Source organism: Candidatus Chlorohelix allophototropha (assembly GCF_030389965.1).
GTDB lineage: Bacteria > Chloroflexota > Chloroflexia > Chloroheliales > Chloroheliaceae > Chlorohelix > Chlorohelix allophototropha.
Window position 1 is genome coordinate 1,318,049 of record NZ_CP128400.1, and the last position, 22,429, is coordinate 1,340,477.

At 43.7% G+C, this 22,429-nt stretch carries 18 protein-coding genes; 7 read left to right on the forward strand and 11 right to left on the reverse strand.

Annotated features, from left to right (window positions below):
* Positions 1-61: 61 nt before the first annotated feature.
* The gene (gene ppk1, locus OZ401_RS18285) at positions 62-2,230 is read right to left on the reverse strand and encodes a polyphosphate kinase 1 (RefSeq protein ID WP_341469959.1); all 2,169 of its coding nucleotides are present in this window, start codon (positions 2,228-2,230) and stop codon (positions 62-64) included.
* Between the two features lie 178 nt (positions 2,231-2,408).
* Here ppk1 and OZ401_RS18290 point away from each other — a divergent pair, with 178 nt between their 5' ends.
* On the forward strand, positions 2,409-3,677 hold the full coding sequence (locus OZ401_RS18290) for a nickel pincer cofactor-dependent isomerase, group 22 (protein WP_341469960.1): 1,269 nt from the start codon (positions 2,409-2,411) through the stop codon (positions 3,675-3,677).
* Positions 3,678-3,728: 51 nt separating this feature from the next.
* Here OZ401_RS18290 and OZ401_RS18295 read toward each other — a convergent pair whose 3' ends face one another.
* A complete protein-coding gene (locus OZ401_RS18295) occupies positions 3,729-6,365 on the reverse strand; it encodes a PPC domain-containing protein (RefSeq protein ID WP_341469961.1) in 2,637 nt (878 codons plus the stop codon).
* Positions 6,366-6,589: 224 nt separating this feature from the next.
* Between OZ401_RS18295 and OZ401_RS18300 the strand changes: the two genes are divergently transcribed.
* Positions 6,590-7,516: an NAD(P)H-binding protein gene (locus OZ401_RS18300; RefSeq protein ID WP_341469962.1), complete on the forward strand. Its 927-nt coding sequence runs from the start codon at positions 6,590-6,592 to the stop codon at positions 7,514-7,516.
* 79 nt (positions 7,517-7,595) lie between these two features.
* Here the strand turns inward: OZ401_RS18300 and OZ401_RS18305 are convergent, their stop codons facing one another.
* The 4 genes from OZ401_RS18305 to OZ401_RS18320 all read right to left on the reverse strand — a co-directional run bounded on the left by OZ401_RS18305 (position 7,596) and on the right by OZ401_RS18320 (position 11,325).
* Entirely contained in the window at positions 7,596-8,348 is a 753-nt protein-coding gene (locus tag OZ401_RS18305) for a LexA family protein (RefSeq protein ID WP_341469963.1), read from the reverse strand.
* Between the two features lie 116 nt (positions 8,349-8,464).
* Positions 8,465-9,103, reverse strand: coding sequence for a transcriptional repressor LexA (gene lexA, locus OZ401_RS18310; RefSeq protein ID WP_341469964.1), 639 nt, complete (start codon positions 9,101-9,103; stop codon positions 8,465-8,467).
* 453 nt (positions 9,104-9,556) lie between these two features.
* Positions 9,557-10,681: a hypothetical protein gene (locus OZ401_RS18315; RefSeq protein WP_341469965.1), complete on the reverse strand. Its 1,125-nt coding sequence runs from the start codon at positions 10,679-10,681 to the stop codon at positions 9,557-9,559.
* Entirely contained in the window at positions 10,678-11,325 is a 648-nt protein-coding gene (locus OZ401_RS18320; protein ID WP_341469966.1) for an RNA polymerase sigma factor, read from the reverse strand. Before OZ401_RS18320 ends, OZ401_RS18315 begins: the two co-directional genes overlap by 4 nt.
* Positions 11,326-11,824: 499 nt before the next feature.
* Here OZ401_RS18320 and OZ401_RS18325 point away from each other — a divergent pair, with 499 nt between their 5' ends.
* Complete coding sequence (locus OZ401_RS18325) at positions 11,825-12,352, forward strand: inorganic diphosphatase (protein WP_341469967.1); 528 nt, start codon at positions 11,825-11,827, stop codon at positions 12,350-12,352.
* 86 nt (positions 12,353-12,438) lie between these two features.
* Here the strand turns inward: OZ401_RS18325 and OZ401_RS18330 are convergent, their stop codons facing one another.
* Complete coding sequence (locus OZ401_RS18330) at positions 12,439-13,578, reverse strand: inositol-3-phosphate synthase (RefSeq protein WP_341469968.1); 1,140 nt, start codon at positions 13,576-13,578, stop codon at positions 12,439-12,441.
* A gap of 272 nt (positions 13,579-13,850) precedes the next feature.
* Between OZ401_RS18330 and OZ401_RS18335 the strand changes: the two genes are divergently transcribed.
* Positions 13,851-14,159 (forward strand): 2Fe-2S iron-sulfur cluster-binding protein, encoded by a 309-nt coding sequence (locus tag OZ401_RS18335; protein WP_341469969.1) that lies wholly within the window; start codon positions 13,851-13,853, stop codon positions 14,157-14,159.
* Between the two features lie 2 nt (positions 14,160-14,161).
* Here the strand turns inward: OZ401_RS18335 and OZ401_RS18340 are convergent, their stop codons facing one another.
* Positions 14,162-14,716, reverse strand: coding sequence for a hypothetical protein (locus tag OZ401_RS18340; RefSeq protein WP_341469970.1), 555 nt, complete (start codon positions 14,714-14,716; stop codon positions 14,162-14,164).
* An 859-nt stretch (positions 14,717-15,575) separates the two neighbouring features.
* On the opposite strand from OZ401_RS18340, the gene greA reads away from it, so the two are divergent.
* The 3 genes from greA to OZ401_RS18355 all read left to right on the forward strand — a co-directional run bounded on the left by greA (position 15,576) and on the right by OZ401_RS18355 (position 18,663).
* Positions 15,576-16,049 carry a transcription elongation factor GreA gene (greA, locus tag OZ401_RS18345; RefSeq protein WP_341469971.1) on the forward strand — a complete coding sequence of 158 codons (474 nt, stop codon included), beginning with the start codon at positions 15,576-15,578 and terminating at the stop codon, positions 16,047-16,049.
* A gap of 133 nt (positions 16,050-16,182) precedes the next feature.
* Entirely contained in the window at positions 16,183-17,706 is a 1,524-nt protein-coding gene (gene lysS / locus OZ401_RS18350) for a lysine--tRNA ligase (protein WP_341471837.1), read from the forward strand.
* 54 nt (positions 17,707-17,760) lie between these two features.
* Positions 17,761-18,663, forward strand: coding sequence for a methyltransferase domain-containing protein (locus OZ401_RS18355; protein ID WP_341469972.1), 903 nt, complete (start codon positions 17,761-17,763; stop codon positions 18,661-18,663).
* Positions 18,664-18,707: 44 nt separating this feature from the next.
* Here the strand turns inward: OZ401_RS18355 and OZ401_RS18360 are convergent, their stop codons facing one another.
* The 3 genes from OZ401_RS18360 to OZ401_RS18370 all read right to left on the reverse strand — a co-directional run bounded on the left by OZ401_RS18360 (position 18,708) and on the right by OZ401_RS18370 (position 22,429).
* Positions 18,708-19,457, reverse strand: coding sequence for a vWA domain-containing protein (locus OZ401_RS18360; RefSeq protein ID WP_341469973.1), 750 nt, complete (start codon positions 19,455-19,457; stop codon positions 18,708-18,710).
* Positions 19,458-19,577: 120 nt separating this feature from the next.
* Positions 19,578-20,522: a cysteine hydrolase family protein gene (locus OZ401_RS18365; RefSeq protein WP_341469974.1), complete on the reverse strand. Its 945-nt coding sequence runs from the start codon at positions 20,520-20,522 to the stop codon at positions 19,578-19,580.
* 32 nt (positions 20,523-20,554) lie between these two features.
* On the reverse strand, positions 20,555-22,429 hold the full coding sequence (locus OZ401_RS18370; protein ID WP_341469975.1) for a hypothetical protein: 1,875 nt from the start codon (positions 22,427-22,429) through the stop codon (positions 20,555-20,557).

Genomic DNA, 22,429 nt, shown 5'->3' on the forward strand with positions numbered 1-22,429 from the left:
CAATGATGCGATGTGTCAAAAAACCGTAGCACGCCTATTGTTAGAACACCGCATGTGCTTCTTAGTCTTCGATTCTAGTAATTTGATTTTCTTCTAGAATTGAATGGCTGTCATGTTCTTGGCTACGGCGCAAGAACCAAAGCTGAGCGTTGAAGGCAGGTTCTCCGCTTTTTGGTCTAATATGATTGTAAGCACCATCAGGCAATAATAAACGGGCTTTTTGGTTATCTTTGAGGTACGAAGCCAATACCTCTTTGATCAACCAATCTTTGAGTATTAAGTCCTCTACTGGGAAGGTGGTTTCCACCCGCCTATCCAGATTACGTTGCATCATATCGGCGCTCCCAAGCCAAACTTCCTCCGCGCTTTCATCACCATTGCGAAAATAGAAAACCCGGTGGTGTTCAAGGAAACGTCCCACAATACTTATAACTCTGATATTTTCACTTAAGCCCTTTACACCGGGTATGATACAGCAACTATTTCTGATAATCAGGTCAATGCTAACACCGGCTTGGCTGGCTTCATAGAGAGCGTCTATCAACTTGAAATCAGTTAGGGCATTCACTTTGAAGATCAATTGCCCCCCTCTGCCCGCTTTAACATGTTCAATTTCGCGGTTTATACGTTCCAGCAAACCTTGTCGGATTCCGCCGGGCGAAACCAAAAGTTTGCGGTAAGCCGTATTAAGGCTATAGCCAGTCAGCGAGTTGAAAAGCGCAGAAGCGTCCGCGCCTAAATCCGGTTGACAAGTGAACAAACCGATATCGGTATATACTCGTGCGGTTTTGTAATTGTAATTTCCGGTGCTTAAGTGTACGTAGCGCCTAATACCATCCGGTTCCTTACGTACTACCAGCAAAATTTTGCAGTGAGTTTTTAGTTCGATATCGCCATAGACTACATGTACCCCTGCTTTTTCAAGTGCTCGTGCCCACTCTATATTATTTTCTTCATCGAAGCGGGCTTTGAGTTCCACCAACACCGATACCTGTTTACCGTTTAAGCTTGCCTCTGCCAGCGCTTCTACAATAGGAGAATTAGAACCGACCCGGTAAATAGTTTGTTTGATAGCCAGCACATCCGGGTCGTTTGCCGCAGCATTGAGGAAATCAATTACGGGTGTAAAGCTGTCATAGGGGTGGTGTAGTAGTATATCGTGCGCTCTGATACTGGCAAATATATCCGTGCCGCTACGCAAACTACTCGGTACGCGAGGGCGAAAAGGGGGGTCTTTTAACCCCGGTATTTCAAGCTCATAAAGACTCATGAGATCGGCTAAACCAAGCGGTCCTTCGGTTGGATAAACATAGTCCGACTCAATTTCGAGGTTCGAGCTGAGAATGCTTTTGATTGAATCCGGAGTGTGTGCATCTACTAGAAGTTGAGTAACGCTACCAAAGCGCCTTCTCGCTAGGCTTTCTTCCACAGTTTGCAAAAGATCGCCCGCTTCGTCTTGGCGTATTTCAATATCGGCATCGCGTACTACTCGGAAAGCGTAGCTATTCACTACTTGCAAGCCGGTGAATAAAGTATCCAGATTAGCCGCCACTAATTGTTCAAGCCAAACATAACCGCGTTTGCGTCCTCGTATTAGTTCAGGCTGGTTGCGATCGTAAGGTACATCTACCGGAACAAGTCGGGGCAAAACCTGCGGAATCTTTACGCGGGCGAATTTATTATCGCCATCGGGGGATTTTATTACAACTGCGAGACTCAGGCTCAGATTGGAAATATGTGGGAAGGGATGTGCCGGGTCTACTGCCAACGGGGTAAGAACCGGATAGACGGTGCTATCGAAATAACCTTTTAGAGTGGTTTTTTGTTCATCATTTAGTTCTGAATAATTATAAATGTGGATTCCGGCTTTAGCCAGTAAGGGTAGTAGGGTTTCCTTGAAATATCTTATCGCTAGTTTATAAAGCACCTGTACCCGGTCGCGTAGTAGCAACAATTGTTCACGCGGAGTTAGCCCATCCTCACTGGATTCTGTAACTCCCTCTTCCACCTGTGCTTTCAACCCAGAAACCCGAATCATGTAGAATTCATCAATATTACTGTAGAAAATGCTTAGGAATTTTACACGCTCCAACAATGGATGTGTTTCATCCATAGCTTCTTCGAGTACGCGGTAATTAAACTCCAGCAAGCTGATTTCACGATTAAAATATGCTTTTTGAGGTTCAATAAGTTGATGATTATCTGTAGTAATCGGGTGATTTCTAGTCATAAAGCTATCATATTTCCCTGTTAAGTTACAGAATTATTTTATAAGCAGCTTACTTTACAGGATTTTAAGGTTATCGATCTGTTTTGTCAAAATATTCGAATTGACTTTATCTTTTGTTCCAAATAAGATGTAAATATTACTCCCAAAAACATTTAATAATTTGCCAAAGGATAAAGATATGAGCGCTTTCGACTTGAGATTGCCGCGTATGGCTACTATCCGTCAAAGTTTGTACCATGCCCCTTTAGGCGATGCTGGTGTGGTTGTAGCGGTACAGCGTGAGTTTGCTAGAATCGGTTTGTTGCATAAGATTCAAGCTGGACAAACTATTGCTATCGGGGCGGGGAGTCGTGGGGTAGCTTCCATAAATCTGATAATTAAAACTCTGGTTGAGGAAGTTAAAAGAACTGGCGCTAACCCGTTCGTTTTTCCTGCAATGGGTAGTCATGGGGGGGCTACTGCCGAAGGACAAGTCGAGATGCTTGGCACTTTGGGGATAACCGAGAGCTATATCGGTTGTTCTATTCGCAGTAGTATGGATGTAATCGAATTGGGTACTACCGCTAGGGGAGTACCAGTATTTCTGGATAAAAATGCCATCCAAGCCGATGGAATAATAATTGCGAACCGCATCAAAGCACATACCAATTTTCGCGGTGAAGTGGAGAGCGGATTAATGAAAATGTTGGCAATTGGAACTGGCAAGCAGCGACAGGCTATGGCTATTCATGCAATGGGTGCGGAGGGCTTACGCGATAATATTCCAGAGGTCGGGCAGGCGATACTCGATCGTGCATCTGTGCTGGCAGGATTTGCTTCAATCGAAGATGGTTACCATAATGCCACCCGGATTATAGGAGTAGAACCAGAAAATTTCTTACGCACCGAGATTGAGCTTTTAAAAGAAGCTAAACATTATATGCCGAAACTTCCTCTCAAGCAGTTCGATATTCTGGTTGTAGATCAAATCGGCAAAAATATAAGCGGCTCGGGAATGGACTCAAATGTAGTGGGCAGAGTACGATTGCCCGGTCTTAATGCTTTTCCTGAACCTGACATTCAGGTGATTATTGCGTTGGATATGACGGAGGAGTCACATGGAAACGCCGTTGGTGTTGGTTTGTCGGATTTGACGGTACGTCGGTTGGTGAACAAAGTAGATTACCATGCCACTTATACTAATGTGCTTACCGGCAATGGTCCGCAACATGGGGCGATACCGGTTACATTGGAATCAGACAGGGAAGCGATACAGACTGCCATCAAGTATCTGTTACCTCCGATGAATCCCTCTGAAATCAAAATGATGCGTATCCGAGACACCTTGACGCTGGATGTATTACAGGTTAGTGAGGCTGTTTTGAAACAACTGCAATCTCTGGATGGGATTGAAGTTATCACAGAGCTTGCCGAAATTGAATTTGATAGTAGCGGTTCGCTGTTCTAAAAGAAAAACCCCTCTCATTCGAATGAGAGGGGTTGATTGCTCAAATAATTGTTAAGGTCTTCCGTAGCGCCATTGGAAATAATGTTGCCCTACGTTCCCCATTTCCACCTGCCATTCCGCACTATTACTCGGTGTAAATGTTAGGATTCGTCTTTCAAAGACCTGAACCATGACATCCTTTTCCTGACCACCAACCACGGCTTTTATCCAGTAAGGTTCACTTAACGGTAAGCCCATTACATATACCCAATCCATTAATTGGGCTTTTATGTAACTGTTTCCGTTAAATACTGTTCCGGTAGAAGTGAGATAGTTCCAGAAAACATCAGGAATATTGTGTCCGGTTTCGGTTACATATTTGGACAACTTAACTTGTACAGGTGCTGTACTCAGTTCAAAAGTGTTCCCGTCGCTTGTTAAGCCATTAGTAACTGTTTGCCCGGAGCGATCGGTTGCCATACCGTTTCCATCAACCGTAATCAGGTTTGAAAAACTTTGGTAGCTAGGTGATGGATTAGCGCTACTCAAGTCCCCGGCTATCGGTATTGTATTTGGTACAGTTTGCAGGAATGCTGAGTTACCGGTTGCTATTTTACCAAGAATCATTTCCCTGACCAGCAAGCCGTTACTTACAAACCATTGTGAGTCGCGGCTACTCTTAGGGTTATTGATTTCCATCCGGCTTTTGTCAAAGTATTGTACCTGTCGTGAACCGCCGGGTGCCTCAGCATAGGATTCTGTTTTAGCCAAACCCGGTGATCCCCACATCCATGTACGGGCGGCGCGTCCGGATAGTACCGCTAGATCGGTATAATCCCAAACTTGCATGAAACCCGGATCACCAAAACTTAGGCTTAGTGAATTTACTGAGACTCCTGCCGCTGTAGCGGCAGCAGTGGTAGTAGCTGCGGTTGTTGTGGGGGCGGTTGTAGGAACACCTGTCCCAGTAGAGAAGGTTAACTGGTAAGACATCCCATTTCGTCCCCTATCGCCTGTATTTCTCACCTCTGCGTAATATATCCCATCACTCGGTACACCGAAGTTAACCTGTGAGGATAAATCGCCGTCACTTCTGTCATCATTTTGACCGATCAAAACTTGGCTTGCAATTTGGGAAGGATCAGTCGTATCAAAGCTAATAGCCCATACGAATAGTGAAGTATCGATTCCAGCAGCAGGTAGCCCGCTGAAACTGGTACCGACTGAGTAAACTCGTCCTGCTTTAGCATAAAACCTAACCCAATCAGTATCTCCATCAGGGCAGAATGTATGGGTCTGAGTTTCGTTTATCAAAATTTCTTTAGCATTGTTTGGCGTATTATCCGATTCATAGGCATCAAAGCAGGTTCCAATTCCATTGCCAAAGGCTGCTAATGTGAGATTATAGCTCATTAAGTCGGTGCCGTGTCCGGCAACGTCTTTAACTGCTAGATAATACCGAACATATTCACCAAGTGGTGTGCCGGTGGTGAAAGGTACTACCCAGTCTATGCGAGAGGCTAGCCCTGCTCCGGGATAATCATCGCTGGAGTAGATAGGTTTGAGGCTACCATCGGCGTTAAGCTGGTACAACACCATAAAGGTGTCAATTCCGCCTTGGAGTTTGCTGGTGAAAACACTGTATGTTTTACCCTTAACCAAATCAAAATACTCCCAATCTACATCCCCTGCAGGGCATGAATAATGGAATTGAGTTCCATCATTAGTAGTGTCTATAGTAGGCAAACCGGGAGTTGGGTTGAACGGTACAATAGTGCTTTGGCTGGGCTTAAGCAAACTAGCTTGACTTGGGCTATTATCCGACTCAAATCTATCTTGGCAAGTACCTAGGGTTGGAGTAGCGCCGGGGGTGCTGGTAGCGGGTACAGTAGTGCCTATGCCGTTTAATGTTAGACTTAGTGTGTATGTTCCACATGATGCTGTACTACTGTTTGATCCTAATTGTCCTAGAATGACCCTAACATAATAAGTACCTGTAGTAGTAGCAGTGAAATTTATACTAGAAATGTAGGAAGCACTGGTAGTTCCACTTCCGTTGTCAGCAGCTAGTGGAGTATTAACATTGGCGCTACTATCCAACAAAAAGATTGCTGGAAATGTTTCAGTAGATGGTGATTCAGCCGTGATTGTATAATTTCGTCCGGCTTGGGCAGTAAAAGTAACCCAATCTTCATCTGTAGCCGGATCTAGTGAATGGTTTTGTGCGGTTGCCACCTGAATGGTTTTTGCAGTTGCGGCTGTATTATCAGGTTCATAATTATCATTAGTATTAGGTATGCCCGTGCAAACTGCCATAACATGGTAGCCCGGTGTAGGGGTAGGCGCTAATGGCGTAGTTATAGGCGCAGACTGATTTAAAGCGCTTCCACCTGCAGCTAGTGCTTTAGGATTAGTGCTATTAAGGTAAGCCTTGTCCAGTTGCATAACCCTGTTAAAATTAAAGGGCGAGGAGTATTGCTTTTCAACTTTTTGAGCTTCTTCTTTGCTGTTTGGAAGCGTTGGCAAAACACCATTCCACGAAGCGTTAGCAACGGTCGGCTCAGCCGCAATTAAAGCTCCATCTGCTATCGGACTGTAGCTTGAAGCCATAAGCGCAGATTCTACCAGTATTACTGTAACTACGAGGAGTACAGATACTCGAAATAATCGGGATTTGTAAATTTTGTAATTAGTTCGATTGGGTTTCATTGAATATGCTTCCTCCGGCATTTGGCTCAGATAATATTTGACTGAACTTTAGCACTATTCTGTGAGCTACAGATTTGTGAGGTAAGATATGAAAACAGTATTCCAATGCTTCGATTATATATATCAAACCTTAACCCTGTCAAACTTCTTTCAAAAGTTTAATCTCAAACAGTGGGTTATAATTATAAGGTGATAATCTCAATGAAAAACAATGGAGAAAATAGATGATTTTGGTTATTGGTAGTACCGGATTTATTGGAAGAAATTTAGTGCCAAAACTTTTGCAAAGTTATCCCGGCAGGGTTAGGGTTTTGGTGCGTTCAAGTTCTAGCTCTTCCAAGCGAAGTGCGGCGAGTTTAGCTGCGCTGAAGAAATTATCAGGTTTGGAAATAGTCGAAGGTGATGTATTAAATCCTGCTTCACTTGCTAAAGCAATGAAAGGGATTGAGACAGTTTTTGATTATGCTCAGGTTACTGCTAACTACAAGGATAAGGACAATATTTACTGGCGCGTAAATGTTGAAGGCACTAAGAATGTCGTAGCTGCGGCGGAAGCAGCCGGTGTAAAGCGGTTTATTTTGGGTAGCGGCTTAGGTACTATCCAAGGTAAGCCCGGAAGTTATATGCGAACTCGGTGGGAAGCTGAACAAACTGTTCGCAACAGCAAATTAAACTGGACTATTCTACAACCCAGTATTCTTTTTGGGCGTGGCGCAGAATTTTTCGAAGCACAGGCGCGTATTATTAAAATGCTTCCGATTGCTACTATTATTGGAAATGGTAAAATTCGTTTTCAGCCGATTTATGTTGAGGATGTAGTTACGGCTGCAATCGAATGTATTAATCGAGATGATAAAATAGGTAAGGCAGTTGCTTTTGGGGGACCAGCAACTTTTACCTATAAAGAGCTTATATCCCTCGTTGTAAAGAATTTGAAGAAGCAGCGCTTGTTTTTATATCTACCCTTGCCTTTGGCACGTATAAACGCGGCTCTATTCAATATGTTACCCGAACCTCCTTTAACCCCAGCAACACTGGAATTATTTGATTTTGAGAATACTACTGGTGATGATCAGATTCTTGAGAAGGAATTTGGAATAAAAGCCTTTTCTTTGCATGAATATCTGGAAAAGAATAGTATTCTGGGTTAGTTTTGAGTAAATAAAATAACACCTGTCTTACCTTTATTGTGTAGGGCAGGTGTTATATGAATCCATCATTTCCGCCGGGTTAGTTAACCCACCCGTTTTTGATAATTGCTACGACTCGTCCTTGGATTTTCACCCCATCAAGATCATCACGCTCAGAATCGCCTCTTTGCGGCAAAATATGGATTGGACCTAAGTTCTGATTGGCTGGTTGTAATAATACTCGATCTGAGTAACGATGACGGTAAAATCGCTTGAGGGTTACTAGCCCGGCAGGGTCATTGCTATCGGTTAGGCAGGCAATAACGAAATCCCCTTCGTCAGCCCAAGTTTGAGATTGTACTATTATTATGTCTCCATCGTCGATTTCGTTTTCTATCATCGATTGACCGCGTACTCTTAGGGCGTATGTTTGGCGATTGATTTTTACTTCATCCTGATTAAGCATTACAAAGTCCACATCCGCTCCATAGCCGGTTTCGTGATAGGCAATCGTTACATCATATTGTCCAGCCGCGACTTCTCCCACCACAGGCAATTTGACATAACTTACTTGATTAAAATTATCCCACGGTGCAGGACCGTCCGAAGCTACCATTTTTACACTGGAGTTATAACGATTCGGACGAGTTTTACTACTTTGCGAAATGGTTATATCTTTGGACTGACCTAAGATTCGGTAATCGCTCAAGGTTCCGTCAGCGGTGCGTTGTGATAGAGTGAAACCATATTCGCCTGTTATGTTGGAAGTGCGCTTAAAGTTCCAACAAGATGCAGCACTATCTCCAGAAATGGTAGCTTTATCTTTATTATTATTTTCTTTGTTGTACTTCATAATAATTTTGTTTTCCTGAAGAAATGAGGCAATCAATTTCAAGGTAATACTGATTCCTGCCAATAGCTCAGGAAACAGTATTACTATTTTCGGTTTGAGGTAATCGGAGACTTATTTTATATTGAAGCGCGGATAACCCCAACGAGTTTACCCATGACACGGGCATTGCTGAGTTTTTTTACTATTGGTCCCATAGTTGGGTTAGCGGGTTGCAACCGCACTTCATCTTTGGATTTATCAGGATACCACTTTTTCAGGGTGGTTTCGCGTTCCTCTTCCAGCCAGACTGCCACAATTTCGCCAACTTCAGCTGTTTGCTGAGGTTTAATTAAAACTATGTCACCATCAGCGATAAGGGCATCCACCATTGAATTGCCCTTTACTTTAAGGGCAAATACTTCATTTGCTTTGCGCGTACCTAGCATAGAAGGCGGCACCTCAACTGTATCTTCGGTGGTTCTATCTCTACGATCTGGAATGGGTTCACCGGCAGCAATAATGCCAAGGAGAGGCACTTCGAGTGTTCTAGCCCCAGAGGTACGATATTTTAAACAAATGGCTCTAGACTTCCCCTCTGTGCGGCTAATGTAGCCTTTTTGCTCAAGTGCTGCTAGGTTATAGTCAACAACTGAAGTTGAGGAAATAGTAAGTGCCTGTTGTATTTCTCTTACGGTGGGGGGTAAGCCATTATTATCATCAATGAATTGCTCAATAAACTCAAGCATTCGTTGCTGTTTGGCAGAAAGCTGATTCATTTTGCGCCTTCCTCCTGAACGGGTTAACCGTGCGCTAGCCTTAGCAGACGCCTCAGTCGGGTTTTTATGCTTGTTAGAAGGTGCAACACTTGTGGGTTTCATGTGCACCGCTTCAATTTCTGCAGAAGCAGTTTTGGGTTTAACACTTACTGCGTTAGCCATTAAAATTGAAACTCCCTTTAGCTATAGCACCCTCTAGGTTATAAAGGATTTGTGAGTTATGCTCTTAAAATTTGTAGGGCATAGCTTCGCGATTAAAACAAATATACAATAGAACAATTATACGCACGAACAAGGGTTCTTGTCAAGGGTTTTTTTATCCTGATTCCTCAAATTTTATTTCTAGCGTCAAATGCATTTGAGTGTAACTGAACAAGAAAAAAGGCAGAGGCGGATTTTACTCACACCTCTACCTGTGGTTAGTAAGCTCGTTAAGGTATAGTCTAATAATTACTACCGAGTAGTAGGTTTAGGGGTTCCGGCACCCTTTATTGTAGTCCTAGGCGTTGTAGTGGTTGTATGAGTTGTACCACTAGGTTTGGGCGTTTCCGTAATCTGTGGTTTTGTATATTCAGTAGCTTTTTCAGTTTCAGTAACTTTAGGCGTGTCAATATTTCTAGACTTATCAGTAGCATCATCATCTTCAGAGTCAGTTGTACCAATGGGCTTCTTAGTCGAATCCTCCGATTCGGGTCGTGTAGTTTGTACTGGCACAACTTTTGTTGGTTCGGGCGTTTTTACAGTGACAGGTTTAGAAGTTGCAGTTTTAATCGGCGCTATCGGCTGCCCTTTATTACTTGTAACAATCGTTGTAGCTGTAGTTGGTACGGTAGTTGTAACCGTAGTATCGGTTGGTGAAGGCTCAGGTAGTAACTCTGTTGTGGGCTGTGGCACTACAACAACTGGAAGCGTATTTTCAACCGGACTAGGCGAAGGTGTAGTATCTTCAAATGTTTTATTAGCATTTAAGATATGAACTTCTAAAGCAAACTTAGTACCATTATCTGCAATAACACCCTCTACATAGGTATCTTTCCCAACTTCTAAGACTCCATACCTAATAATAGTGGTTTCGGTATAAGTAATCTTTTGATCCTTTATAGTGAGGTTATCAACCTGAACATCTTGTATAGTTCCGGTAATTTCGAATCTAGGGGATTGTATTTCAAGTCCTATGCCTGCTCCGAAAACCGTCACGGTCATTATCAGAAGTAAAGAAGCTGCAATGATAGCAGTCTGCGCCTTATTGAATAACCCACTCCAACTAAACTTGTCAGATTTAGCAGTAGAAGTGCCCACTCGTTTTTTGCTATTTATATCTATTGGTATTATTGGAGGAACAAATGCATTATTATTTGTTGGTAACTGCGTAATAAGGCGTGCTTTTAAGGTCGTTAATGCTTCAGGTCGCATACTATGACGAGGAAGCGCCATAATATCTTGCGCAAGTTCTGCCAAAGGACGAACTTGTGCAGCTTCTTCAGGGTAATATATCAGCACTTGCTTTATACTATTACCCTGTTTTATTTGTGTGATTGTATTGAGTAATACTGCTTCTATTCTATTTTCATCATTCATTGCCGTTGGTTTGACCCCCACCCAAGCCTTGCTTTATCCTCAAAGCTACCTAGTTCATTACCCTTTACCCGGTCTTCTTCATGGTTCAATAAACGCCGCAGATTTTTAATTGCACGATATTGAAGACTTTTAATAGCTGGTATAGTTTTATCAAGTGCGCTGGCAATTTCATCCAAGCTATGACCTTCTACAAGATGTAATATGAGAACTGTTCTCTGATCGTCCGGTAATGCTGTAATTGCTTGTTGCAATTCTTCTCTAATTGCCAGATTCTCCGCCAACTCACCTGCATCAGCGGCACTCCATTCACTTTCCCCTGTCACATGCGGGTTTTTGTCCCAATCCACGCCATCTAATGAAACTGCTTGATGGCGGCTACGTTGCCGCAATGAATTTGCTAGAAAGTTATGGGCGATACGGAATATCCATGCTTTGAAAGGTACTTCTCTTTGTTCATAACTTTCGATTTTTGTTACGACTCGGCTAAGCGTTTCGCTTACAATGTCCTCAGCTAAAAAATGATCACCGCAATGATAGTAGGCATAGTTATATAGGCGGTGAGCATATTGCTCCAACAATACACCCACGGCTTCAGCATCGCCCTGTTTCAAGCGAGTAACTAGTTCTAGGTCGCTAAGTTGCATCCGCTATGAGTGTTACCTTATCGTAATTATCTAGGACACTACTTCTTTTTTGTATGCTAGTTCTATAAATGCTGCTGTTTATGTTTTTTCGCTGATATGACTAGTAATTGTCTAAGTTATATCGAATATAGGGCTTTCCTAAATAGATATAATTCGTTTAGTTACTTCATATATAAGAACACCGCAGGAGGGGAAAAGTAGCGGGTATAAATATGGATTTTTCGATGAGTTTTAAAAATGAGGGAATAAATGGGGAATGTTATAAAAGAAGAAAGGGTTGCAAGCTTTATAGGCTTTGCATCCCTCTCCTAACAATCTCTCCTCGCTATAACTATTGACGTCAGGGGTTGCAAAAAAGTTCCCTCCATTTCGATGAATTTTAAATTATATTCAGACCAGTTCTAACTTGCCACAAAGGGTTATCGGATATAAAATAGGTATCAAGATTAGTAATAGACGAAAAAAAACCTTATCGTAATTTCGATTACAGGAGAATACTTTGAAGAGAACGAGTATTGAAGTTATTATCGAAATTCCAACGGGTTCGCGCAACAAGTATGAGTTTGACAAAGAACGCAAACTTTTCAAATTGGATCGTGTTCTTTTTTCTTCGGTTCATTATCCGGCAGACTACGGATATATAGACCAGACTCTTGCTTTAGACGGCGACCCACTTGATGCTTTGGTGTTAATGGATTTTCCTACCTTCCCTGGCTGCGTTATTGATACCCGTCCCATTGGAATTTTGGGAATGCAAGACGAGCAAGGACAAGATGAAAAAATTCTGGCTGTTCCTACTAAGGATCCACGATATCGCCATATTACCAAACTGGAGCATCTTGGTCCACACTGGTTGAGAGAAATTGAGAACTTCTTTGCTACCTATAAGGCTCTTGAAGACAAATGGACAGAGATGTTAGGTTGGTATGACGAAGCGAAAGCTTGGGAAGTTATCGAGGAATGTGAAAAACGATACCAGGATTTTGAAGCGCTAAAAAAGCGCAAAGATACGCATGAGTCGGAATAAAAAAACATCACTGTTTTCTTATTTTACACAGGTATAAAATCAAAAGGACTATGGAATTAATCCACAGTCCTTTTGATTTTCAGAGCTTATTCCTTAACAGCAGATGTGCTAGGAACAGTAGTGTCGAAAGGAAGGCGAGTATCGTCTTTGCCATCAATGAAATCTTCCACCATACGGCGAGCGATATCATCATGATACTGTACGGGTGGGCTTTTCATGAAATAGGCGCTAGGTCCGGCGATTGTACCAGCAACGCCACGATCCATAGCTAGCTTAGCGCAACGCAATGCGTCAATTACCACACCGGCGCTGTTGGGGCTATCCCATACTTCTAGCTTTACTTCCATTTTGAGAGGCACGTTGCCAAAAGTAGTACCTTCCATACGGATATGGCACCATTTCTGGTCTTCCAGCCACGGCACATAATCGGAAGGACCGACATGCACGTTTTTCTCTTCCAGATGGGTGTTCTCTAGTTGACTGGTAACGGCATTAGTTTTGGAAATCTTCTTGCTCTCGAGGCGACTGCGTTCCAACATGTTGTAGAAATCGGTATTGCCACCGAAATTCAACTGGTAGGTACGATCCAGCCTTACACCACGTTCCTCAAACAAGCGGGCAAGCATACGGTGAGTAATAGTAGCGCCGACCTGCGATTTGATATCATCGCCAATGATAGGAAGCCCCTTCGCAAGGAAGCGACGTTGCCAGTATTCTTCACGTCCGATGAATACCGGGATGCAGTTTACGAAAGCACAACCAGCTTCCAAAATTTGCTCTACATACCATTTGGTAGCCATTTCGCTGCCAACAGGTAGGTAATTTACTACTACATCAGTCTTAGTTTCTTTCAGAATACGAATAATATCTGCGGTCGGTCCGGGAGCCTTGGTAATAATCTGGCTCAGATAATGACCCAACCCGTCATGTGTCATGCCTCGATGAACCGGTACGCCAATATGCGGCACATCCGAAAATTTGATAGTGTTGTTTGGTTCAGCGAAAATTGCTTCACTCAGGTCTTTACCGACCTTGGTGACATTGATGTCGAAAGCGGCGCTAAATTCAATATCGCTTATATGGTATCCGCCGAGGCGTACATGCATTAAGCCGGGGACAAATTCATTGTCCTTGGCATTTTTATAGAATTCTACGCCTTGTACCAGCGAAGAGGCGCAGTTGCCTACGCCAATAATAGCAACCCGGATTTTTTTCTTCTCGCCCAAGTTTGGTCGCTCCTTAATACATTACTCTCAAATTAACTTCACTTTTCTCAAAAACTCCGATTTTAATGCTAGCCGAGAGAGCATTAACATGCCCTAGTTTCACACATAGTTGTCCTTTTTGTCAAATTAACCTCAGGACATTCCAATATACAGTTCCATAACAATTGGATATTGGATATTGCAAGTGAAAATTGCCAGTTGCTATAATTACTACATGCTAACGCTACTTCACAATTCGATAAACTATTAACTTCATATATATTGGATGACAAATGCCCATCATTACAATCTTACCTTCAGGACAGGAATTAGAAGTGGAACCCGGTTTAACAATTATGGAGGCAGTACTGGCTAAACAGTTAGCTTGGCCTACCACTTGTGGCGGTAAAGCTCGATGTACTACATGTGCCTTTGTTTTGATTAAAGGATTTGAGAATGTTTCTCCGATGTCACGTTTAGAGGAACATCAATTGGCGGTTCGGAAAGGTCGGCATAGCTTAGTTCAAAAGCTACGGTTAGCTTGCCAAACTCGCGTTAAAGGCGATATCACTATTCGCAAGAATTTGCAGGAATTCTGTTAAATTTACTTCGATAAATTGGTCAGAGTAAAGGTATCCAGAATTTGAACAAACTGCCCACAATATTTTTGACCAAGATCAGGCGAAGCGCTATAGCTTATTACCCATCCCCGCCCTTGACTGACAAAAGTTATTTGAATAGATTGCGTTTGGGTAGGTTGCGAAGCATTAAATGAGATGACATAGGCTGTGTTACCTGCTACGGCTCTTTCTCCTTGCTGGTCTATAGGCAAGGATTTTTGGGTAGCGGTAACTTCCTTTAACTTGCTATCAAAATAAGCTTTTGAGTCAGTAGCCGGATTGTCGAGTTTCTCGGAAAGGACAAACATAAACGCTCGGCTATTATCCTTATAATCTGCCACTATCAAGTCGCTTTTGAGGTTTCCTGCTGCCTGATTTTCCCGTATAGTCCAGTTATCTGGATATGAAAGCGCATACGGGTAGGTATTGGATACAAAAATGCGAAAACCCTGTGGAACTGGTACTGTTTTGTTAGGTGTAAGACTACCATCTGTGCTAACATTGCTTGATAAGCAATTTGTTAGATTTAAGCGAGGCACATTAGCAATTTCCCCACTATTCTGCGAAGAAACTTCCTCACTGCAAGCAGACAGAAATATACTTAGGGTTAGAAGTAAAATTAAAACAAAAAGCATTTTACTGAAGGCTTTCGAAGAGATAATTGAGCCTGAATCTTTTCTTATATGCATTTTAAATATTGAACCCTTTCACTGTTTTTTAATATTTTATCACACCGGAGAATAAGTATATTGCTAAATTAGCCTTGTACCCATGCGCTACATTGAGGCTACAACTCCTTCTTCGAAAGCACCTTTTACTACTCTTTACAAAATACAAAACATTAAATATAATAAATCCGTAAGCATATCGAGAGCATGGGGGGTTTACTTTTAACCGCGCTCTCGTTTTTCTTTTTTGTTGTGAAGTACCTACAAAACCTGATAAATCACTCACAGGTGGTACTATAAATGCAATTTCCCTCTTTCCGCAGCAAAACTAACTCCGCGGAACAGGGTGAGCAAAACAAGCAGCTTTACAAATGTTAATTCGGATATCCTGCTGAGGTTAGCCTCAACTTCTTCAGTTATAGCCGTGCAGATATATAAAATCTGCAATTGTTAAGTGGCTCAAGGTTGCTCTTATTTCCGATACTATTTGGTAGTGCGAACCAAGCAGTACCCACTCCCGTTTTCAGATAGCTTCATTGCTATCAAACATGGAGTATATGACCTTTTAGTTAAAAGGCTTTGATTATTAACCCGGTGCTTATGCCAGGTTTGGTCACTCGCCCTATTGTTTTTTCTCTCTGTTTTTATAGAGAGGAAGACGTGGTGCTGGAAATTGTCGATGTAGATTTTCTTGCACCGTTACTAAATTGAGTTTCGAGGAGACTCTTATATGAGCATAACTGAGCGTACCATTCAGCTTACCGCCGAAGGTAAGGAAAGACTCGAAAAAGAATTGCATCAATTGCGGACTACTAAACGGGAAGAAATAGCCGAACGTATTCAGCAAGCAAAACACGGTGGTGATATAAGTGAGAGTGGCGAATACGAAGATGCCAAGCAAGAGCAGGCTATGCTCGAGAAGAAAATCTACGAACTTGAAAATACCCTTAGCAGGGCACAAGTTATCACCCAAACTAATGGTAATACTCAAGCGTGTGTAGGTTGTACCGTTAAGATTATTGATGAGGATGGAGAAGAAGAAGTCTACATGCTGGTTAGCTCGGCAGAGGCTAATATAACCGAGAACAAAATCAGCACTGAATCTCCTCTTGGTGCTGCTATAGTTGGCAAGAAAAAAGGTGATGAAGTTTCCTATAATGCTCGTGTTGGTGTCGTTAAGGTCAAGATAGTCTCTATCGACTAGCTTCCTTATAAATAATTGTAGAAGAAATTGAAAGGATTCTGGATTAAACGTCCGGTTTCCTTTTTTGTTATAATCACACAGGCATCTTACCGTCTGTTATAGCAAAAAATTAAGAGAAGAGACGAAAAACGTGATGGATTCTTATAGCAGTTTTGAAAATGGAATGCAGTTAAACGAATACCAACGTTTAAGGCTGGATAAAGTAAAAAAATTCCGGGAATTGGGAATAGACCCTTACCCGCCACGTTTCCTACAACGTACCCATAGCGTTGCGGAAGTCTTGCAAAACTTTGAAGCGTTGCAAAAAGATGACCATGCCGATCCGCCAGTGCCAGGAGTCTTGGTTGGTGTTTCCGGTCGTCTTATGCTTAAACGCGATAAAAAAGTAGTTTTTGGAGACTTGATAGAAGACGGCAACCGTATCCAGATCTATTTGAAAGATGCTCATCTTGAAGCCGGTGAACAGAGTTTGCTACTTTTCAAGGATAGCGTAGATCTCGGTGATATTATCGGGGTAGTGGGTAAGCCTTTTATTACCAAAACAGGCGATAAAACTATTGAAGTTCATCAGTGGAATATACTTTCAAAAGCGATTAACCAACCCCCCGATAAGCATGCCGGTTTACAGGATACTGAGCAACGCTATCGCCAGCGCTATGTTGATCTAATTTCCAACCCAGAAGTGCGCGATGTATTCGTCAAGCGTAGCCGTATCATTAGCGCAATGCGTAGCTATCTAGATCGTCAAGGCTTCCTTGAGGTGGAAACTCCAACCCTACAACCCTTGTATGGTGGCGCTTCGGCTCGTCCTTTTGTGACCCATCATAATGCCCTTGACCAAAATTTTTACATGCGTATTGCCGATGAGCTATACCTAAAACGTTTGGTGGCGGGTGGTTTTGGCAAAGTCTATGAAATTTGTAAAGATTTCCGTAATGAAGGTATTGATGTTCGTCACAATCCTGAATTTACGATGATGGAATGTTATGCTGCCTACTGGGATTACAACGATGTGATGAAGTTGGTTGAAGAGATGTTTGCCTATATTGCTCAAGAGGTACTCGGCACGCTCAAAGTTCAGACTCGCGGTTACGAAGTGGATTTTACGCCACCCTATCGGCGGCTTCAGTTGCGTCAGGCTATCATTGATTATACCGGACTCGATTATGAGCAATATCCTGAGCAGGAAGACCTATATCGCGAAGTTAAAAAACTGGGTGTGGATGTAGCACCCGATACGGTTTGGCCTAAACTTGTCGATGAAACTCTCAAAACCTTTGTAATTCCCAAGCTGATTCAGCCTACATTCCTTTATGATTATCCTGAAAAACTCTCGCCGCTTGCTAAGAAAAAGCCGGGAGTAGCAGGTACAGTCGAAAGATTTCAGCCTTTTATTGCCGGTCTCGAATGTGGCAACGCTTTTACCGAGTTGAATGACCCGGTTGACCAGCGTGAGCGTTTCCTTGACCAGAAACGCAATCAGGATGCTGGTGACGATGAAGCTATGCAAATGGATCTCGATTTTATTAACGCCTTGATGTATGGAATGCCACCTACCGGAGGTCTTGGCGTTGGTATTGATCGCCTTTGCATGCTGCTGCTGGATCAAGCGAGTATTCGCGATGTTATTCTGTTTCCGCAAATGCGCAACCTGTAGCATTGAAGTTTACAGCTTGTTAACAATTGCTAGGCTGGTATATCTGAGGAACTAATGCAACTGGATTTACTACCTATTCTAAAGTGTTTGCACTGTGGTCACGATGGATTACAGCAACAAGAAAATTCCAGAATTGTAAACAAAGAAACCCTTCTTGACGGCGCGGGAGTTTGCCCGCGCTGCCACACTCGCTATCCTGTAAAAGACGGCATAATTAATTTCCTGTCTCGCCGCACTCCTAATATCACTTTTGGACAATTACCCAATCAGTTTACCTTCACCGCTTGGGGTTATGAGCGTCTGTGGAGAAAGCGCGCTTTATCTCTACTGGGTGGTCGCGAATGGTTACCGGAAGAAGAACTGGCAACCCTAATTGAAATGCTCAATGCCGATGGTTTTAAGCGTGAAGGTTACGAGATTGCTACCCATAACGGGGTCGCTTTTATTTTGGACGAGGGTTCTTCCACCGGATTCTATGCCAGAGCAGTTGCGTGTGCGATTCGAGATGGAAAACTAAATATGGGAGGCGCACCCCTACATGTGGTCGCTATCGACAATAGCTGGCAGATGTTACAAGAAGCGCGAAAATATATTGAACAAGAAGGACTTTCTGACGCTATCTCGCTTGTCAGGGCCGATGTCGAGGATATGCCGTTTATAAATAAAGCATTTGCAGGGATTACCAACGGCGCTGCTTTAAACGAGTTCAAACATACTGAACCGGCTTTGAGTGAAACGCGCCGCACTCTCGACAAGTTTGGCAACGCCGTTTTTATGGTGCAAATGAAAGCGCGTGGTAAAACCGGACGCTTGCTTGATACTCTGATAACCCTTACCAGCGGCATCAAATTTTTTGATTATGCGCAACTGGAACAACATTACGATAGGGCAGGTTTCCGCTGTTTAGAGCAAGTCTCTAGCGGATTAGTTACTATCAGTCGCCTACGCAAAAGATAAAAGGCGAAGGCTATACCCTCGCCTTAAGCTACAAATAAACCCCATCAAATAAAGAAACGATTTGCCCCTATTGTGCTTTGGCTACGTATAATCGAGGCGCTAACCTGATGGAAGATGCGGCGTATTTCGCTTGACGATGCTTGCACCGTAAGTACTGCCGGGAAGCCCACCTCGCGCGCGATTTGGTTTAAATCGTGGCTGCCAAACCCCACATACGCCAATGTATAAGACTCTTGTGCTACTAGCGCATTACTTACGGTACGTACTTGCTGATTATTAGCTTTCGAGGTGTTATCTTCTCCATCTGAAAAGACCACAATCACCCCACGGGTACGTACTCCATTATCCCGAAGCATTTGCCCATATGCCACCATTCCCGTCATAACGTGCAGTAGCGTATCATAAAGCGCCGTATTGCTATCGGGATTGAAATCCGCACCATTGATACCATTTAGCCCTGTAACGGGGGTATAGCTGAACAGCAACCTAGGTTTTGCGCTGAAAGCCCATGTGCTTAACAGGATTGATTCTGGCAGGCGCGATTCTCGCAACGCTTCTAGCATCTGGTTAAATCCTTCAATCACTGCTTGTCTGTAAGGACTCATCGAACCGCTTTCATCCAGCACTACCGCCACCAGCGTTACATCGTCGCTATCAATTTGGTCTAATCCCACCCCATTGCAACCCGCTAACGCTACCGCATCCAAATTTTCTACCAATACCAACGCTGCTTGTTGGTCAAGATCATTGTTTTGAACCGCGCTGCTAAAGAGGTCATTTATATTTCCGCTCATATTTCCCTTCCTTTCGGACAAACCTTAAGTAAGCCCTACCTTTTACAAAGGTATAGTTGTAATTATTTGATTGCCCTGTCTCGCTTCTTTGAGTCAGACAGGGCTTATAACTTAGGAGAATTAGTTAATTGGGTCTTTGGAAGTTACCAACCGCATCCCTTGTTTTGACATCGCCTGCAACTCGGCATTGGCAATTGCATCAAAGTCAATGGCGGGGTGCTGAACCGAGGAAGTGCAATCCATCAGGAAGCGCAACTTGGCAATAACCTCCGGTTGGTTGCTAAAATACTGGATAATCGAGCGCATCGTTGATAACACGCAATGGCTTTTTGCCTGACCCGCCACATACACCAAATCATACTTGCTCAACATATCGAGGAATGAAGTATTCAATCCACCTAACGGATGCGTGGGTACTTTCACCTCCGGTTCAAGGATGGAGTAGTTTTCGGTCTGCGGAATAGAGCCTTTAATCAGCCACATAGGTTGGGCGTGCCGTGCCGCCGAATGGTACATAATCGCTTCTGATAAGGCGGGTACAATAGATTGTCCCGGTGTTCCAATCATGGTGTGGTAGGGCCAAATCATCAGAATATATTTGCCGCCCTTTTCCAATTCCTCAACATAGTGCAATGACCAAGTTGGATCAATAACCGGCTTCCAAGTGCCGTTGCGAATATCTTCACCCGAAATTGTGGTGAATGGCGCAGGATGTTCGCCCTTTTCGTTAATCCACCACGTAGGGTAGAAAATCTGGAAAGCGGTGTGACTATCCAATGAAGCGGCGATACTGGTAATTTCCCCGTTGTGCTGATAAATCCATTCTATAGTGCGGCGGGTATCTTCCACTGCGCCCGGCACACTCAAAGTTCCGGTCGGTAGAATAAAATCCACTTGCGGGTCAACCAGTAGCAACATAACCCGCTTTTTATCATGTGCGCTTGGGGCGCTTTGCGCTTTCAACCCGGCTTCGGCTGCTACCGCTATTTCAGATTGGTATAGCGTGCCGACTTTTGCCGGGTCGTAGTAAGCCGGGAAAGCTGCATTAGTTTGATTCGTTGCCATTTTAAATATCCTTTCATTCCATTGTTTGAAACTTATTTTACCATTTTAAGAAAAGTAATCCTGTTATTACTGACTACCAGCAAGCCCCGCCCGTAAGGGATTAGCGCATCGCCTTCTCCCACGTAAGCGGCTGTAGCAGGTAATAGGCTATTCTGTCCGTTTGCCAAATCTACCCTGAGTATTCCGGCATTAGTCGGCAGTAACGCGGTGTTTTGAGAAAAAGCGATACCACTAAGCTCATCTATACCGCCAAAATCGGCATTACTCCCTCTGCGGCTGTGCCGGATTTTACCGTCAGCGTCAACCACCTCGAATCGTATCCATGTAACTCCGTTATGGCGCGTTTTTCGTACCAGCAGTACCAATGCGCCTGAGAAAAAAGCTTGTGTTTCCAGCAAACTTTCTCCGGGTTGCAGCAGAGCCACTTCAAGGTTATGTCGTCCCTCGCGGTTCAACAGGAAAAACTCATAGCGGTTAAAAATACGGGTATAACCGATTAGCCTATCCTGATTTGGCAGTGGGTTGGGTGCAGCCACAAACCACGTTTGGTTCTCCAATATGCTGGTGACAGGACGTTCCAGCAATTGTCCCCAGCGCACCTCCCCTTTTAGCAACATTCCTCCTGCAACTCGGTAAAGTAGCCCGTTAGCACAGGCAAAAATCGCCGTATTACTACCATATAAATCGGTAGTTAGTCGTGCAATTCCGGTTGCATGGTCTCCGTTCAGGTCAATTACCAACAGGCTATTGTCACCGATTGCGGGACTGACCGCTAGAAAATTTCCGGCAAACTCAAACCGCGCCCCCGGTAGTTCGTGGAATAACACTTGTCGCTTGATTGGTGTTCCCGCCGCTTTCGTATAGAGTACGGTATTGCCTTCCTCGTTCGCCAAACAATATAGAATATCGCCCAACAACTGCCAGAAAATCAGCTTGCCATTTACCTTCAAAAATTCTTCACAGCGTAGCCCGTTTACCTCTATCACCTCCGGCATAACAAACGCCAATGTAGCGGCGCAGACCGGGCAATGCAGGCGAGCATTCGGATACCAATGTCCGCAACTATGGCATTCTTGCAACGACTCCTGGTAAAGCTGCAATAGTTCAACCGGAATTGCCCCACGCCATCCTTTTGCAAAAATACTATGGAAAAGCTGCAATAACTCATCCGTCAGTAATTTTGGACTTAAAGCCGTTTTAGGATATTTCACGCTCCGGTCAAACACTGTAACCCCAATTTGCGCTCGCGCTTCAAGCTGTTTCAGAGTCGGGTGAGTGCCTCCGTAGGGATGCGTCAGCAACAACGCCCTGAATACCATCACTGCAAAGCTGTACCAATCATTGGCAGGGCTGAAAAGCGTATTAGCGCTCAAGTCCCGGTTGTAAAGTTGCGGGTCGAGGTAATCACGGGTTGCTACCGGGCAGGGATATTGCCCGAACTGGTAACTATCCACATCTATGAACTGGACTTTATCGTTGTAAAAAAGCTCGTTATTATCATTAAAGTCTCCCACAACTAGCCCGGCAGCGTGAATTGCCAGCAAGGTAAGTTGCATTTCCAGAAACACGCCCGTTATATCGCGTTCGTTCAAATGGGTAGAGTCGCGATAGGCGCGTTGGAAAAGGCGTGAAACCGGCATATACCCGTTTGGCAGACTGCGCATTGCAAATCCAACCGGAGCTTTGCCGCGCTCATCCCATACCAGTTCTTCTGGTAAAATTACGTTGGATGGCAATCTTGGCGCAAACTCGATTAACTCTCTGACTTTATTTAGTCGAGTTGGGTTAGGGCAGTGGTACAGTTTGAGAGCGCGGTTGTTATAGCGCAAAACTGTAGCCTCACCCCCTGCCCCTAGCACATCTTTCTCCTGTACTGTAACCCGCTTGTTGCCCACTACTAATTTCAT

What these genes read in the sequence shown, in the direction of transcription:
- ppk1 (WP_341469959.1), bottom strand. Translation starts at nt 2,230, where the DNA reads ATGACTAGAAATCACCCGATTACTACAGATAATCATCAACTTATTGAA.
- OZ401_RS18290 (WP_341469960.1), top strand. Translation starts at nt 2,409, where the DNA reads ATGAGCGCTTTCGACTTGAGATTGCCGCGTATGGCTACTATCCGTCAA.
- OZ401_RS18295 (WP_341469961.1), bottom strand. Translation starts at nt 6,365, where the DNA reads ATGAAACCCAATCGAACTAATTACAAAATTTACAAATCCCGATTATTT.
- OZ401_RS18300 (WP_341469962.1), top strand. Translation starts at nt 6,590, where the DNA reads ATGATTTTGGTTATTGGTAGTACCGGATTTATTGGAAGAAATTTAGTG.
- OZ401_RS18305 (WP_341469963.1), bottom strand. Translation starts at nt 8,348, where the DNA reads ATGAAGTACAACAAAGAAAATAATAATAAAGATAAAGCTACCATTTCT.
- lexA (WP_341469964.1), bottom strand. Translation starts at nt 9,103, where the DNA reads ATGAATCAGCTTTCTGCCAAACAGCAACGAATGCTTGAGTTTATTGAG.
- OZ401_RS18315 (WP_341469965.1), bottom strand. Translation starts at nt 10,681, where the DNA reads ATGAATGATGAAAATAGAATAGAAGCAGTATTACTCAATACAATCACA.
- OZ401_RS18320 (WP_341469966.1), bottom strand. Translation starts at nt 11,325, where the DNA reads ATGCAACTTAGCGACCTAGAACTAGTTACTCGCTTGAAACAGGGCGAT.
- OZ401_RS18335 (WP_341469969.1), top strand. Translation starts at nt 13,851, where the DNA reads ATGCCCATCATTACAATCTTACCTTCAGGACAGGAATTAGAAGTGGAA.
- greA (WP_341469971.1), top strand. Translation starts at nt 15,576, where the DNA reads ATGAGCATAACTGAGCGTACCATTCAGCTTACCGCCGAAGGTAAGGAA.
- lysS (WP_341471837.1), top strand. Translation starts at nt 16,183, where the DNA reads ATGGATTCTTATAGCAGTTTTGAAAATGGAATGCAGTTAAACGAATAC.
- OZ401_RS18355 (WP_341469972.1), top strand. Translation starts at nt 17,761, where the DNA reads ATGCAACTGGATTTACTACCTATTCTAAAGTGTTTGCACTGTGGTCAC.
- OZ401_RS18360 (WP_341469973.1), bottom strand. Translation starts at nt 19,457, where the DNA reads ATGAGCGGAAATATAAATGACCTCTTTAGCAGCGCGGTTCAAAACAAT.
- OZ401_RS18365 (WP_341469974.1), bottom strand. Translation starts at nt 20,522, where the DNA reads ATGGCAACGAATCAAACTAATGCAGCTTTCCCGGCTTACTACGACCCG.
- OZ401_RS18370 (WP_341469975.1), bottom strand. Translation starts at nt 22,429, where the DNA reads ATGAAATTAGTAGTGGGCAACAAGCGGGTTACAGTACAGGAGAAAGAT.